This is a genomic window from Kerstersia sp., assembly GCF_052103615.1.
In the GTDB taxonomy this organism is placed as follows: domain Bacteria; phylum Pseudomonadota; class Gammaproteobacteria; order Burkholderiales; family Burkholderiaceae_B; genus Kerstersia.
In genome coordinates this window covers 1-13,932 of record NZ_JBQEKA010000010.1, presented here as the reverse complement: position 1 = coordinate 13,932, position 13,932 = coordinate 1, and the positions used below count along the sequence as shown (strand labels likewise).

The 13,932-nt window shown below is 63.1% G+C and carries 12 protein-coding genes and 1 pseudogene; 6 read left to right on the top strand and 7 right to left on the bottom strand.

Annotated elements, in window-relative coordinates:
* From alr to ACTJGZ_RS04400, 3 genes are all read left to right on the top strand, one after another.
* The coding region (gene alr / locus ACTJGZ_RS04410) for an alanine racemase (RefSeq protein ID WP_441661735.1) at nucleotides 1-660 on the top strand (660 nt) is incomplete at its 5' end.
* A 168-nt stretch (nucleotides 661-828) separates the two neighbouring features.
* Entirely contained in the window at nucleotides 829-2,499 is a 1,671-nt protein-coding gene (ettA, locus tag ACTJGZ_RS04405; protein ID WP_441661734.1) for an energy-dependent translational throttle protein EttA, read from the top strand.
* 226 nt (nucleotides 2,500-2,725) lie between these two features.
* The gene (locus ACTJGZ_RS04400; RefSeq protein WP_441661733.1) at nucleotides 2,726-3,196 is read left to right on the top strand and encodes a hypothetical protein; all 471 of its coding nucleotides are present in this window, start codon (nucleotides 2,726-2,728) and stop codon (nucleotides 3,194-3,196) included.
* A 155-nt stretch (nucleotides 3,197-3,351) separates the two neighbouring features.
* Here the strand turns inward: ACTJGZ_RS04400 and efeO are convergent, their stop codons facing one another.
* From efeO to ACTJGZ_RS04375, 5 genes are all read right to left on the bottom strand, one after another.
* A complete protein-coding gene (gene efeO, locus ACTJGZ_RS04395; protein ID WP_441661732.1) occupies nucleotides 3,352-4,182 on the bottom strand; it encodes an iron uptake system protein EfeO in 831 nt (276 codons plus the stop codon).
* A 109-nt stretch (nucleotides 4,183-4,291) separates the two neighbouring features.
* On the bottom strand, nucleotides 4,292-5,617 hold the full coding sequence (efeB, locus tag ACTJGZ_RS04390) for an iron uptake transporter deferrochelatase/peroxidase subunit (protein ID WP_441661731.1): 1,326 nt from the start codon (nucleotides 5,615-5,617) through the stop codon (nucleotides 4,292-4,294).
* Entirely contained in the window at nucleotides 5,614-7,635 is a 2,022-nt protein-coding gene (efeU, locus tag ACTJGZ_RS04385) for an iron uptake transporter permease EfeU (RefSeq protein ID WP_441661730.1), read from the bottom strand. The genes efeB and efeU overlap by 4 nt, the downstream gene beginning before the upstream one ends.
* 277 nt (nucleotides 7,636-7,912) lie before the next feature.
* Entirely contained in the window at nucleotides 7,913-8,041 is a 129-nt protein-coding gene (locus ACTJGZ_RS04380; RefSeq protein WP_019936597.1) for a hypothetical protein, read from the bottom strand.
* A gap of 299 nt (nucleotides 8,042-8,340) precedes the next feature.
* Nucleotides 8,341-9,006: a helix-turn-helix domain-containing protein gene (locus tag ACTJGZ_RS04375; RefSeq protein WP_441661729.1), complete on the bottom strand. Its 666-nt coding sequence runs from the start codon at nucleotides 9,004-9,006 to the stop codon at nucleotides 8,341-8,343.
* 102 nt (nucleotides 9,007-9,108) lie between these two features.
* Here ACTJGZ_RS04375 and ACTJGZ_RS04370 point away from each other — a divergent pair, with 102 nt between their 5' ends.
* From ACTJGZ_RS04370 to brnQ, 3 genes are all read left to right on the top strand, one after another.
* Nucleotides 9,109-10,059 carry an ornithine cyclodeaminase family protein gene (locus ACTJGZ_RS04370; RefSeq protein ID WP_441661728.1) on the top strand — a complete coding sequence of 317 codons (951 nt, stop codon included), beginning with the start codon at nucleotides 9,109-9,111 and terminating at the stop codon, nucleotides 10,057-10,059.
* Between the two features lie 78 nt (nucleotides 10,060-10,137).
* On the top strand, nucleotides 10,138-11,403 hold the full coding sequence (locus tag ACTJGZ_RS04365) for an NAD(P)/FAD-dependent oxidoreductase (protein ID WP_441661727.1): 1,266 nt from the start codon (nucleotides 10,138-10,140) through the stop codon (nucleotides 11,401-11,403).
* A gap of 126 nt (nucleotides 11,404-11,529) precedes the next feature.
* Nucleotides 11,530-12,885 (top strand): branched-chain amino acid transport system II carrier protein, encoded by a 1,356-nt coding sequence (gene brnQ / locus ACTJGZ_RS04360; RefSeq protein ID WP_441661726.1) that lies wholly within the window; start codon nucleotides 11,530-11,532, stop codon nucleotides 12,883-12,885.
* A gap of 37 nt (nucleotides 12,886-12,922) precedes the next feature.
* Here the strand turns inward: brnQ and ACTJGZ_RS04355 are convergent, their stop codons facing one another.
* Together ACTJGZ_RS04355 and ACTJGZ_RS04350 are read right to left on the bottom strand one after the other, a co-directional pair.
* Entirely contained in the window at nucleotides 12,923-13,711 is a 789-nt protein-coding gene (locus ACTJGZ_RS04355; RefSeq protein ID WP_441661725.1) for an ABC transporter ATP-binding protein, read from the bottom strand.
* Nucleotides 13,708-13,932, bottom strand: a pseudogene (locus ACTJGZ_RS04350) (metal-dependent hydrolase); the annotation flags it as partial. The pseudogene ACTJGZ_RS04350 and the gene ACTJGZ_RS04355, both read right to left, overlap by 4 nt.

Below are 13,932 nucleotides of genomic sequence, written 5' to 3'. Positions count from 1 at the left end.
GCGCAGGCCGATGCCATGCATGCGCGTCTGCGCGCCTGTCGCCAGGTCGGGGATATCACGCTGATTTCCCATTTGGCCCAGGCGGATGAGCCCGACCAGCCTGCCACGCTGCGCCAGATCGAACAGTTCCGGGCAGTGGCCCAGCGCCTGGGCGGCGCATGCAGCCTCAGCAACTCTGCCGCGACGCTGGCCTGGCCTCAGGCCCAGGGCGACTGGGCGCGCCCCGGCATTCTGCTGTATGGCGCAGACCCGATGCCCGTTCCCTCCCATGGCCTGCGCCCGGTGATGAGCCTGGAAAGCCAGGTCTTCGCCACCCGCATCCTGCAACCGGGCGAAGCGCTGGGCTACGGCGCCCGCTTCACGGCAGAACAGCCCACCCGCGTGGGCCTGGTCGCCATCGGCTATGCCGACGGCTACCCGCGCACCGCGCCCAATGGCACGCCTGTGGCCGTGGACGGCCAGGCGGCGCGCCTGATCGGCCGCGTTTCCATGGATATGCTGACGGTGGATCTGAGCGGCCTGCCGGATGCCGGGATCGGCAGCCAGGTGCAGCTCTGGGGCGCACAGGTGGACATCAACCAGGTCGCGGCAGCAGCAGGCACGATTTCCTACGAACTGCTGTGCAATGTCAAACGCGTACCCCTGATCTATCGGGGCTGAGAGCCGGCGCTGCCCCGCGGGGCACGGCCAGCCCGCGCTGCGCCTCGGCCCAGGCCAGCCAGCCTGGCCTGGGCGCTGCCGCCCCCCGGACAAGAGTGCATTGCGCCTGCGTCCCGCCTACAATGGATGCTTCCCAGTGTCCCTTGCAGGGTTTTCCTCGACAAGCTTATGGCTCAATACGTATTCACCATGAACCGGGTTGGCAAGATCGTGCCGCCCAAGCGCCAGATTCTGCGCGATATTTCCCTGTCTTTCTTCCCTGGCGCCAAGATCGGCGTGCTTGGCCTGAATGGCTCGGGCAAATCGACGCTGCTGCGCATCATGGCCGGCCTCGATCAGGATATCGAAGGCGAAGCCATTCCCATGCCGGGGCTGAACATCGGTTACCTGCCCCAGGAACCGCAGCTCAATCCTGAACACACCGTCCGCCAGTCGGTCGAAGAAGGCCTGGGCGCCGTCTTCCAGGCACGCCGCCGTCTGGATGAAGTCTATGCCGCCTACGCCGATGAGGATGCCGACTTCGACAAACTGGCAGCCGAACAGGCCGAGCTGGAAGCCATCATCGCCGCCGCGGCGACCAGCGGTTCCGACGATATCGAAACCCAGATGGAAATCGCCGCCGACGCGCTGCGCCTGCCGCCCTGGGACGCCAACGTCGGCAAGCTGTCCGGCGGTGAAAAACGCCGCGTGGCGCTGTGCCGCCTGCTGCTGTCCAAGCCCGACATGCTGCTGCTCGACGAACCGACCAACCACCTGGACGCCGAAAGCGTTGAATGGCTGGAACAGTTCCTGCACAAATTCCCCGGCACCGTCGTGGCCGTCACCCACGACCGCTACTTCCTCGACAATGCCGCCGAGTGGATCCTTGAACTGGACCGCGGCCATGGCATCCCCTGGAAGGGCAACTACAGCTCCTGGCTGGAACAGAAAGAAAAACGCCTGGAGCAGGAAGAAGCCACGGAATCGGCGCGCCAGAAAACCATCCGCAAGGAACTGGAATGGGTGCGCCAGAATCCCAAGGGCCGCCAGGCCAAGGCCAAGGCGCGTCTGGCCCGCTTCGAGGAACTGTCCTCGCATGAATACCAGAAGCGCAATGAAACCCAGGAAATTTTCATTCCCGTGGGTGAGCGTCTGGGCAATGAAGTCATCGAGTTCAATCAGGTCAATAAGGGCTATGGCGACCGCCTGCTGATCGAAGACCTGAGCTTCAAGATTCCGGCCGGCGCCATTGTCGGCATTATCGGCCCCAACGGCGCCGGTAAATCCACCCTGTTCCGCATGATTGCCGGCCAGGAACAAGCCGACAGCGGCAGCGTGGATATCGGCCAGACCGTGCGCCTGGCCTATGTCGATCAGTCGCGGGGTTCGCTGGAAGATGGCAAGACCGTCTTTGACGCCGTGTCCAACGGCGCCGATATCCTGACGGTCGGCAAATTCGAAATGGCGGCGCGCGCCTATCTGGGCCGCTTCAATTTCAAGGGCGGCGATCAGAACAAGCAGGTCGGCCAGCTGTCTGGCGGTGAACGCGGCCGGCTGCATCTGGCCAAGACGCTGATCTCTGGCGGCAACGTGCTGCTGCTGGACGAACCGTCCAACGACCTTGATGTGGAAACCCTGCGCGCCCTGGAAGATGCCTTGCTGGAATTTCCCGGCAGCGTGCTGGTCATCAGCCACGACCGCTGGTTCCTGGACCGCATCGCCACGCATATCCTGGCCTTCGAAGGCGATTCGCATGTCGAGTTCTTCGACGGCAACTATCAGGAATATGAAGCCGACAAAAAACGCCGTCTGGGCGACGACGCCCAGCCCAAGCGCCTGCGCTACAAGGCGCTGAAGTAAGCCGGCTCAGGCACTATCCTGCGTGCCCCGGCACGCAGGATCCCATCGCCGCCAGGCCTGCCGAATATGTCCGGCAGGCCTGGCGGCCTTTTTTCTGTGCCGGGCCGCCAAGCGCCATCCGGCGGCGGCATTGCGCCACGCATCCCGCAGCCGCCGCGCTATGATGGCGCCTGCACCATCCATGTTTTCAGGGCCGCATTCCGCGCCCGCTACCAGAGTCCCCATCATGCATGACGACGATGTTTTCCGTTTTACCGAAGAAGAACGCGAACTGCTGGCCAAAACCGCAGATGCGCTGACCGCCTATAGCGGCAAACCGGTCTTCGCCGAGACGGGCATGGCAGAAAACGGAATGGAATGGGCCGCCTTCGGCATCCCCCTCTCCCCTGACGAAGAGGCCGACGAAGAGACCATGCACATCCAGATGGGCGGCGAAGCAGCCAATTGGCTGGGTTCACGCGGCGGCGTCGAGGAAGACCCGCAAGCCATTTACGACTGCGTGTTCCTCTGGGCGATCCAGATCAGCGACGAAGAAGGCGCGCGCTTCGTCAAACTGGATCAGGAAGGCGAAGTCTCGGACGTTTCCGACGATCTGGCCGACCTGCTGCCTTTCGGTTTCACCGAAACCGAGCTGCCCGACGAGGATGAAGACGATGCCGACGACGACCTCATCCCGCCAGGCGTCACCCTGCATTAAGCATTGCTGCATTAAGCATTGCTGCACTAAGCATTGCTGCACTAAGCATTGCCGCATTCAACAAGCAGGGCCCGCGCCAGCTGGCCGCGGGCCCTGCCCAAACCGCTACCGGTTTCAGTTCCTGGTTCCCGGCCATGGGCCAGGAACCGCAGGCCTTAGTCCAGACCCAGCAAGCCGCGCAGCTGCGACAGGTCCTCGGCCAACGTATTGACGCGTGCCGCCAGCACCTTGCGATCGGTATCGCTCAGCTTGCCGTAGCGTTCAAAACCGCCATCGGCGCTGCGGTACTTTGCCAGCGTATCGAAAACAACCTTGAAGTTGCCATCCGTCTTGGCCAGAAAGGCCGGATCTTCCTTCTGCAGCAGCGGGCGCAGCAGATCCACAATTTTGTAAGCGCCTTCAAAATTGGCCTGGAAATCCCACAGATCCGTCTGGCTGTAACGGTTTTCCTCGCCGGAAATCTTCGTCGCCGCCACTTCTTCCATCAGCGCGGCCGCGCCGCCCACGACTTTCTCGGGCGGGAAGGTCAGATCGACCAGGCGCTGCTCCAAGGCCTCGATATCAGTCTGCAATTTGACAGCCACCGGCGCCAGGCCGGCGGCTGACTTCTCCGACCACAGACCGTATTCGATGCGGTGAAAACCGCCAAACGCCGGATCCTGCTCTTCTTTTTCATGGTCGTCCGCGCGCGAGTCGATCGCGAAATCCAGATCGCTGAAAAGTTCGGCAACCGGTTCGATCTTTTCATAGTAAGTACGCGTAGGCGCATAGAGCGCCTTGGCCTTCTCGACATCCCCTGCCTTGACCGCATCCGTGAATGCCTGGGCATGTTTGACGAGATCCCCGGCGTTTTCGATCACATACAGCTTGTATTCGGCGACCGGCTGCACCAGTTGCAACGGTGAGACTTCCGCGCTGGCCCCCAGGGATGCCAGACCGGTCAGGCCCGCCACGCAGGCGGAAACAAGGAAACGTCGATAGTTCATGGGTTGCGACCCCTCTTGGTTCAATGGAAAAAAATAAACAGGCGGCGCCACCTGCCGCGCGCGGCAGATGGCGGGCAACAGGATGGCAGCGCGGCTTGCGCCCGCGCCTTCATGCGCTGGCCTCCAGCAGGCTGCGCCCAAGCCAGTCGCCCTCTGCCATCACCCCCGGCAGCACAAAGAAGAAACCGCCGCCAACAGGCTTGATGTACTCCTCCAGCGGTTCACCATCCAGACGCCGCTGTACCGCCAGAAAGCCCTGCTCCAGATCAGCCTGGTAGCAGATGAACAGCAAGCCCATATCCAGCTGCCCGGAGCGGGTCACGCCGTTGGAATAGTTATAGCCGCGGCGCAGCATCAGGCTGCCCTGGCCAGCGTGGGCCCGGGTCGCGGGATTGGCCAGGCGGACATGGGCATCCAGCGGCGTCCGCTCGCCCTCCGGGTCATCCTGATAATTCGCCGAACTGAATTCGGAAGCATGGCTTGCCCCATCCAGCGGCGCGCCGCTATCGCGCCGGCGGCCAATAATGGCTTCCTGCTCCCCTAGCGGGGTCCGGTCCCAGCGCTCCACGAAATTGCGGATAATCCGCACCGCCATATAACTGCCGCCCGCCGCCCAGGCCGGTTCGCCCTGATCCGGCCCAACCCAGACCACACGCGCCATTTCGGCCGCATCCCGCACCCCCGGATTGGCTGAGCCATCCCGGAAGCCCAGGAAATTGCGGGCGCTGGCCGCTTCCGTCTGGCCGGGATCCGCTACCGTAGGCGCGACATTGCCTTCCTGCTTCCAGGACAGCACCAGCAAATCCGGCATGGTTTTGATGATGTCGCGCAAAGCATGGATCACCGTATCCGGCGTGTTGGCGCAGATCTGCAGCGCCAGATCACCATGGCACAGATTGGCATTCAAAGCGTCATTGGGATGACGCGCCATGCGCTGCAAATGCCTGGGTTTGATGCCCGCCAAACCATAACGCTCGTCAAACAGGGAATCCCCGGCAGCCACCGTGATCGTCAGCGCATCCGGCCGCACGCGCGGCCCCAGAATGCCGGAATCCGCTGGCGGCAAGCGGGTATTCAAGGATGGCGGCACGCCGCCTTGCGTCAGAAAAGCAATGCGCGCCGTCAGCGTCTGGAACAGGCGCGCCAGCGCCCCGCGGTCTTCCGCCAGCACATGAAAGGCTGCCACCAAACCCGCCAAGGGCCTGGGCGTCGCAATACCGGCCTGATGCGGCCCGCGCCAGTCATGGCGCTGTTCGAAAGGATCCTCTGCCGGGACGGCGGCCCTGGCGCCGGCCTGGCCGCCAGGCTGCGCCACGGCCAGTGCCGGCGCCACTGCCCCCGCTAGCCCTGCCAGACTCATGCGGCGCAGGGCATCGCGGCGGCCCGGCGTATTCGGCATCGCGGCGGCGGGTTTCTGTTCCTTATCCCTGCTCATGGCTGTTTTTCCTCCAGGCCCAGGGCGTTTGCTGCCTTGGCCAGTTGCTCGGCCGCCACCTGCAGCAGGCCTGCCGTCAGGCTGCGCGCGGAGGCGTCAGGCGCCTCCGCACGAATGCCGCGGCATTGGGGCTGCGCGCACAGCGACGCCGCCGCGGCCTCGAATGCGCTTTTCAGCGCCACCCCTTGTTCCGGCTCGGCCTCCGCCAGCAAAGGCAGCAATAATGCCGCCACGCGCTGGGCGCCCTCGAACGCCCCTTGCAGCACCACCCACTCGGCCGGGTCTTCCGCCAGGCCTGCCTGCGCCCGCAAATCCGCCACCGTGCCATGCACCAGCGGCGCGGGCGCCAGCGCCAATTCATCCTGCATGGCCTGCAGGCTGGCCAAGGCCTGCTGCAGCACCTGCGCCTGATCGGCCGCCTGTTCACGCGCGGCAAGCGTGCCGGCACGCGCCCGTTCCAGGCTCGCAATCCAGCCCGCAAACCCGCTGCCACTGCCTGCCGCCGGTTCCAATTCCGTCTCTGCGACGGCGAACTGCCCGGCCAGCGGCCGCAGCCGGGCATATGCAGCCCGCGCTTGCGCCGCGGATTGCAAGGCGGCGGCAAGATCGCCAGCAGCCAGGGCCGTTTGCGCGGCGGCCAGCTCACGCTGCGCCAAGCGCAGGGACAGGCGCTGGAACACCTGATATTCCGCCAGCATGCCCACATACTGCAGCAGCTCCGGCCGCGCCGCCGCCGCGCGCGAAGCCTCAGACGGCAGCACCACCAGCGTTCCGCGCGGGTTGCTCAAGAGGCCGCAGGTCATTTCATAGGTGCCTGGCTTGAGCCGCGTCCGCAGCGTCTGGGTAAATCCCGGCGCAATGTTTTCACGCTCATCGACGACCATCACACCGTCCAGGATTTCCCATTCCAGGGCGCGCTGGGTCTGGTTGATGATGGTGAACGTCGTCAGCCCGGCGGGGACTTCCACCGTATTGGGCGAGCATTCTCGCCCCGCGATGGTAATCGTGACCTGCGTGCCCTGCGGCGTGACCGGCCTGGCGCGCGCGGCCAGCGTCGCCGCATAAAAGGCGGCCCCGCTGGCCAAAACCAGCAGTGTTGCCAGCAGAATCCAGGGCCGCCAGGCCGGCTGGGCAGGCGCAACGGGCGCCTCAGCCACGGCCCCGGCTGCCGCCGGCTCAGCCGCTGCCGGGGAAGCCGCGCGCAGCGGCGCCGCCGCAGAACGTGCGGGACGCAGGAAAAGGAATAGCGCGACCGCCAGATAGCCGGCATACACCAGCCCTTCGCTCAGCACCGGGGCCGATTGGTACCCCAGCACGCCTGACAGCACGGTGCCCAAAGGGCTGTCCATCGGCAGCACATCGCCCATGTCGAACAACACCTGCTGGCCGATATTCCAGACGCCCGCTTCGTGGAACTTGCGCAGGGAACCCGCCAGCAGGCCGGCGGCCACGACCAGCACAAACAAACCGGTATAGCGGAAGAAACGGCGCAGATTCAGGCGCAAACCACCGGCATAAATTCCCCAGCCCAGCACCACTGACAACAAAATGCCAGCCAAGGCGCCGACCGGCACCTGCCAATCCTGGCTTTGCTGAAACACCGCCAGCAAGAAGAAAACGGATTCCAGGCCTTCGCGGGCCACCGCCAGGAACACCATGCCCACCAGGGCCCAGCCCCCCATCCCGCGTGCAACCGCGTGCTCGACAGATGACTCCAGCCCGCGTTTGACCGCCGCCGCCGCGTTGCGCATCCAGAACACCATGCCGGTCAGCACGCCCACAGCGATCAATCCGACGCCGCCTTCAAACAGCTCCTGCTGTTTTTGCGGAAATTCAGCGGCGGCCCATTGCAGCCCTGCGCCCGCCAGCAAGGACAGCGCCACCGCCAGCAGGATGCCCAGCAGCACCGCTGGCAACAGCGCCCGCCTGCCCGTGTGATGCAGATAGTTGGCGACAATGCCGACAATCAGCGCGGCTTCCAGGCCTTCGCGCAACATGATGAGAAACGGAACCAGCATCCGGCAATCCTTACATTTACCTTAGGGCAAATGAAAAACATTCGCTTTTGTTGCCGGTATTATGCGCCTTCCCTCTCAAGCCGCTGCCGGGCGGCAGCGCTTTTTCTGCGCTTTTCTTGAAAAATATCAATCTGCGAAAGCATGCCAGCATCCCTCACCGGCTTGCGTTCCAGACGCCTGCCGCCACGATGCCGCAGACGCAAAAAAGCGGGCATGAAGCCCGCTTTTCCGGTTGCTGTTCACTATCCTGCCATGAACAGCCAGGCAGAAGGCGTCATTAGACGCGCTTCACCTTTTCCAGCATCTTGAACACGCCCTTGGGCGACTTCACGAAAAGACGCTTGAAGGCCTTACCCAGGCAACGACGCTCCAGGGTGTTGCGGCGTACGCGTTTACGTTCTGCCATGATAGAAACTCCGGTAGTAAGCAGTCAGCCTCTCCCGGCCCAGGCTCGCGCCATCGGCAGTTCAAGGCAAAAGAAAAAAGCGACACGGCTGCTTGCACCGCGCGACAAAGCTTCACGCGCGGCTGACAGCAACCGGTAACCAAACCAGGCCCAGTTACAGATTTACAGGGCTAATCTGGCATTTTATCGTTAAATGGGCACCGCTGACAAATCCTGAGGCCGGGCAACAACAATCCGGCTGCGGAAAATGCCGCCATATGGCTGGCCGCCAGTCACAACCCCGGCACTGCGCAGCGGCTTCAGCGCAGTGTCGGGTGCGAACAGACCCAAAGAATCGTGGCATCCTCGTCGCCGCTGGACACACAGACATGGCCCATGGTGCTGTCGAAATAACAGGAGTCACCGACCTGCAGTGTCAGGGGCGCATAGCTGTCGGTATGCAGCACGACACAGCCATCCAGCACATACATGAACTCTTCACCATCGTGCCGCAATAGCTCCGGAAACTCCGCTGAATCATGCGCCTTGATAGTGGTCAGCAAGGGAATGAAGCGTTTTTCGGCCAGATCGGCATTCAGGATTTCATAGACATATTGCGGCGCATTGTGGATCACGCCCTGCCCGCGGCGGGTCACGCTGCGCCGCCCGGGACAGCCCGCCGGCCCATCGTGCTCAGCGCTGAACAGCTCGCTGACGTTGACGGCCAGCCCATTGGCCAGCGCCGCGATTTTTTCGTAAGTCGGCGACAACTGCCCGTTTTCGATTTTCGACAGGGCCGAAATCGAAATGCCAGAGCGGTCGCTGAGTTGCTGCAAAGTCAGCCGCGCCGCCCGGCGCAGGCTGCGCAACTTGACGGCAAGGACGTTACTCTCCGGCTCCTGACGCGAGACTGGGGAGACATTTTTATTCTGCAAAGCCATTTCATTCACCCCTTGCAGGCAGCCATGCTGCACGCAGGAACCCATGGAAAACCCCTATATGGTTTTTTCCGATACGAAAATATATTTCTGATACGAAAAAATAAATGCGTCACTAGCGCCTGAACAGCGCCAACGATGGTAGATCACATGCAAACCTTAAATCAAGCCCAGACCCTTCAACACCTCCCTTTCCCTGGGCTGATTCATGCCATCGAACAGATGTTCATTGAAGGCTGTACCGTTCCCCTGCGCCATAACCATGTCGTCGAAGGGGCCGATGATGCCGCTGGCGGCATCATGCTGCTGATGCCCGCCTGGCAAAGCGGCAAACGGCTGGGCATCAAGACCGTGTCGATTTTCCCGGGCAACCAGGACAAGGGTTTGCCTGGCCTGCACTCGGTATTTATTCTGTATGACGCCGCCACCGGCAAACCGCTGGCGATTCTCGACGGCGATGTCATTACCTCGCGCCGTACCGCGGCCGCCTCGGCCCTGGCCGCGCGCTGGCTCAGCCGGCCGGACGCGTCTCGTTTGCTGGTCGTGGGCGCAGGCCGTGTCGCCAGCCTGCTGGCAGACGCCTATCGCTGCGAACGCCCCATTCAGACCGTCCAGGTCTGGGATATCAATACGGATGCTGCCGCCCGGCTGGCTCAGCAATTGCAGGCCAGCGGCTTGCAGGCCAGTGTTGCACCGGATCTGGAACAGGCTGCGCGGCAAGCCGATATCATCACTTGCGCCACGCTTTCCAATGCGCCGCTGATCCATGGCGACTGGCTGCGTCCCGGCACCCACCTTGATCTCATCGGCAGCTTCACGCCCGCCATGATCGAAAGCGATGCGGAATGTTTCCGCAAGGCTACCGTGTTCGTCGATACGCCTGAAGCCCTGATGAAAGCCGGGGACATCCTCGAAGCCATCAAGGCCGGCGCGTTCCAGCCAGAACAAGTCGCCGCCACGCTGGAAGACCTGTGCCGCGGCCAGCATGCCGGGCGCCGCGATGCCGAAGAAATCACGGTTTACAAAGCCGTCGGCACCGCGCTTGAAGATATTGCAGCGGCTTCGCTCGCCTTTGATTCCTACATGCAGGCAGCGCGCTGAACCCGCGCTGCCCTTCCTATCAGTTCCATCCGGCGCCAGCTGGCTCATGACCCAGCGGCGCTATTCAAGGAAGCCTGTATGAACCAAGACAAAACCTGCATCATCATCGGCGCCGGCATGCTCGGCCTGTGCTCGGCACTGGAATTTCTGAAACGCGGCTATCAAGTCACGCTGGTCGATCAGGATGAGCCCGGTATGGGCGCGACCTTCGGCAACGCGGGTTTCATCACGACCGAATCGGTCGATCCGCTATCCACCTGGGGCACGCTCAAGCGCGCTCCGTCATTGCTGGCCCAGCGCAATGGCGCCTTGGCCGTTCCGCTAGCCAACCTGGGCAACAGTTTGCCCTGGATGCTGCGCTTCGCCTGGGCCGCGCGTCCCGCCCAGGTCGCGCATGCGCGCCAGTCACTGGCCTGGATCAACCGGCAGGCGGTGCCGGCCTGGCAGCAACTGCTGGCCGATGAGCAGCTCTCCGAGCATCTGGTGGCATCCCATTATCTGCGGGTCTGGGAACATGCCTCGGGGCAGGCAGCCGCCGCCCAGGAGGCCGAGTTCTACCGCCGCTGGGGCATAGAAGCGCGGCTGATCGACAAGGAAGAAACCGCCAGCCTGGAACCCGCGCTGCGGGAGACCATCCACCACGCCGTCGTGCTGCCCTATACCTACCGCGTGCAGGACCCTTATTGGCTGGCGCAGGCGCTGTTCGCCGCCTTCCAGCAACGCGGCGGCACTTTCATCAAACACGCTGCCGGCCGCATCACGGCCGATGGCGGCCAGGTCCGCGTCCAGGCCGGGCAAGACATTATCGCCAGGCAGGCGCTGGTTTGCGCAGGCGCCTATAGCGCGGACTTGCTGCGCCAGTTCGGCGTGCGCATTCCGCTCATGGCAGAACGCGGCTATCACCTGCATTTGCCGCAGATGCAAGGCTTGCTGCACGGGCCGATCTGCTCGGCTGACCGCAATGTTTTCATCAGCCAGCTCAATAGCGGCCTGCGCATCGTGGGTTTCAGCGAGCTGGGCGGCACCGGGCTGCCGCCGCAACCTGCCCGCTTCGCCTCTATGCGCCACCATCTGGGCAGTTTGCTGCCGCAAACCCAAGAGACGCTGCCCGCCGCGGAAGAATGGATGGGGCGGCGGCCTACCCTGCCCGACTCCCTGCCGGTCATTGACACCCATCCGCACCACCCCAACATCGGCTTCGCATTCGGCCACCAGCATATGGGCATTACGCTGGCCGCCATTTCAGCCCAGCTCATCAGTCAGAAAATGAGCACGGGTACCACCCCCAAGGAGCTTTCCCCTTACGCCGTCACCCGCTTCAAACTGGCTGGCTCCTTTTCCTGAGCACAGGGCCAAAGCGGCATTCCCCCGATTCGCCGCGGCTTATCGAACAAGTCGTGACGCCGTTGCCGTCAAGCTGACGGCGCGGCTGTCGGCACGACATTTCCAATAAAAACAGGTACACCGAACATGTCCCAACCCATCAGCTTCCGGCAGTTCCTTGCACTATCGTTTTTCCTGTTTTCCATGTTCCTGGGCGCAGGCAATATCATTTTCGCGCCCCCGCTGGGCCAGGCCGCAGGCACCAATACCTGGGTCGCCATGTCGGGCTTCCTGATTACTGGCGTGGGCCTGGTGCTGCTCGCCATCATGGCGCTCTCCATTTCCGGCGGCAGCGTCGAAAAACTGTCGGGCCGCGTCAGTCCCGGCTTTGCCGTGTTCTTCTCCATCCTGCTGTTCATGACGCTAGGCCCCATCTATGTGGTGCCGCGTACCGCTGCCGTGGTGTATGAAATCACGGTCACGCCTTTCCTCTCGGAAAACATCGTTGCGAACTATATGCAATGGGCCTTGCTGGTCTTTTCCGTGCTGTTCATCTGGGCCACGATCTACCTGTCGCTGGAACCAAAAAAGTTCGTCAAGCGCATTGGTAATATCCTGACCCCGATTTTCCTGGTGCTGCTGCTGGCCATCGTGCTGGTTGCCTATTTCGACCCCATCGGCGACTTCCGCGAACCCTCAGGCCCTTACATCGACTTCGCCTTCAGCAAGGGCTTCACCCAGGGCTACTACACCATGGATGTGCTGGCAGCCTTCGTCTTCGGCAAGATTTTTCTGGATGCCGCCCACTACTCGGGCGTGGATGCCAAGCACATGACCGGCCTGTTCGTGCGTTCCGGCATCTTTGCCGTGGTGGCGCTCGCGCTGATCCAGCTGTCGCTGGCCGGCATGGGGGCCAGCAGCGCAAGCGTGCTCGGCATTTCCAGCAATGGCGGCGAAGCTCTGACCCGCATCGTCGATCTGCTGATGGGGCGCCTGGGTGTCGTGATGCTCGCCACGGTGATCTTCCTGACGGGCCTGACGACCGCCATCGCCTGCCTGGCTTCCGTGGCCGAATACTTCAGCCGTATTTTCCCCAGCCTGTCCTACCGCGTCTGGGTCATTCTGCTGGGCCTGCTGAGCCTGGTCATTACCAATTTCGGCCTGACCACCATCCTGACCTTTGCTTCGCCCGTGCTGCTGTTCCTGTACCCGATCGCCATTACGCTGATCGTGCTGGTGTTCATCAATAAATGGTTTGGCGGCCGCCAGGCCGTTTATGTTGGCGCTGTGATCGGCGCAGCCATCATGGGGTTCATCGACGGCCTGAACGATATCAAGCTGCTGCCAGCCAGCCTGGCGGAAACGCTGAGCCAGCACCTGCCCTTGTATAGCAACGGCCTGGGCTGGATCGTCGTGGCCCTGGCTGGCGGCCTGCTGGGCCTGCTCGTGTCCGTGCTGTTCAAATCCGGCGGCCAACGCTATGTGAATCAGCATATCGGCTGATCCATGAAAACGGGGCGCAGACAGCGCCCCGTTTTTTTCAGCCGGACACCAGCGTCCGCTGGTGCCTGCCGGCGGCGCCCAGATACGTTTCGATAATGCGCGGGTCATTGGCCAGTTCGGCCGCGGGCCCGTGCATCACCACCCGCCCCAGTTCCAGCACATAGGCCTCGTCCGCCACTTTCAGCGCCGCCCGGGCATTTTGCTCCACCAGCAGGATGGACACCCCGCGCTGGCGCAATTCAGCCAGAATCCGGAAAATATCCCGCACGATCAGCGGCGCCAGGCCCAGGCTGGGCTCATCGAGCATCAGCAGGCGCGGACGGCTCATCAGCGCGCGGCCCACCGCCAGCATCTGGCGTTCTCCGCCCGACAAGGTGCCAGCCTCCTGCAAACGGCGCTCTTTGAGCCGCGGGAATAATTCATAGACCTCATCGAGCGCCTGCATCCGCGCCGCGCGCGGTTCGCGGCGGAAACGGAAGGTCCCCAATTCCAGGTTGTCCTGCACGCTCATGCTGGCGAACAGCGCCCGGGTTTCCGGCACCAGCGCCATACCGCGCGCCACATGCTGTTCCACCCCGTCTCCGCTCACTTCCTCACCGTCGAAACACACGCTGCCGGTCGCGGGCAAAACCCCCATGATGGCAGCCAGGGCCGTGGTCTTGCCCGCGCCATTGGGCCCGATCACCGTGACGATCTGGCCCTGCCGAACCTCAAGACTGAGCGCTGACACCGCTTCGATGTGCCCGTAGGCGGCCCCCAGGCTGCGCACGCTCAGCAGGGGTTCCTGCCGGCCATGCGGCCCGGGCAGCGGGTTTGCCGTATTCATTCGTCCACGCCTCCCAGATAGGCAGCCAGCACCGCGGGATCGCGCTGCACGGCTTCGGGCAGGCCTTCGGCAATCCGCTGGCCGAATTCCATCACCACGACACGATCCACCAGGCCCATGACAAAGTCCATATCGTGCTCAACCAACAGCACGGCGACACCTTCCCCGCGCAGCTTGCGCAGCAAGGCTGCCAGCGCTTCTTTTTCTTTGTGGCGCAAACC